We start from the raw sequence: 804 nt of genomic DNA on the forward strand, positions 1-804 counted from the left end.
GGCGAGCCCGGGCGGCGGCAGGCCGCCGCCCGCCGCCGCCCGGGCTCGCCGCTCGCGACGACGCTCGTCCTGGGTCTCGCGCTGCTGGCGGCCGGCGCCGTGGTGGTGGCGGGCCGGCTCGACGCCCTGCCCGGCGACGCGGTGCCGCTCGCGCTCGTCGCGGCCGTCGCCGTGATGGGGCTGGGCGCGGTCGTGGCCGGGCTGCGCGGGCGCCGCACCTCCCTCGTCGGGCTCGCGACGCCCCTGGCGCTGCTGGCGGTCGCCGCGAGCGTCCTGCCCGCCGGCGGCGGGTGGCGGTGGGAGTTCGACCAGCGCTGGACGCCGACGCCGGCGACCCTGCAGGACGCGCCCGACACCGCGGCCGTGGTCGGCAACCTCGTCGTCGACCTCACCCGGGTGGCGCGCACGCCGGGCCGCGCGGGCGCCACGGTGGCGGCCGGCCGGCTGAGCGTGCTCGTCCCCCCCGAGGGCACCGTGCTCGTCGTGGCCCGCGTCGGCGCCGGCTCGGTCGTCGTCGAGGACTCGCCGCAGGTGGTGCCCCTCGCCGCCGCGGCTGCGCGCAGCTCCGGGACGGTCACCGGCGGCGTCGACGTCGAGCGCGTCTACGCCGTCGGTGCCGACGCCGCGACGGTCGCCGCGGCCACGGTCGTGCGGGGCGACGACCTCGACGACTGGACCGTCCCCGCGGACGCCGGGACGGTCGTCACCGCGAGCACCTGGGCGGGCGAGGTCCGCATCGCCGCCCCCGACAGCCCACTGCTGCAGGGAGACTGACGTGTCCAGCGCCGACGAGGAGTTCCCCCA

1 pseudogene is annotated in these 804 nt (G+C 80.3%); it reads left to right on the top strand.

Going from position 1 to position 804, the window contains the following annotated elements:
* A pseudogene (locus GTR02_RS21945) lies at positions 1 to 774 on the top strand (cell wall-active antibiotics response protein); the annotation flags it as partial.
* Positions 775 to 804: the final 30 nt, after the last annotated feature.

The organism is Kineococcus siccus (assembly GCF_009906795.1).
Classification (GTDB): Bacteria; Actinomycetota; Actinomycetes; order Actinomycetales; family Kineococcaceae; genus Kineococcus; species Kineococcus siccus.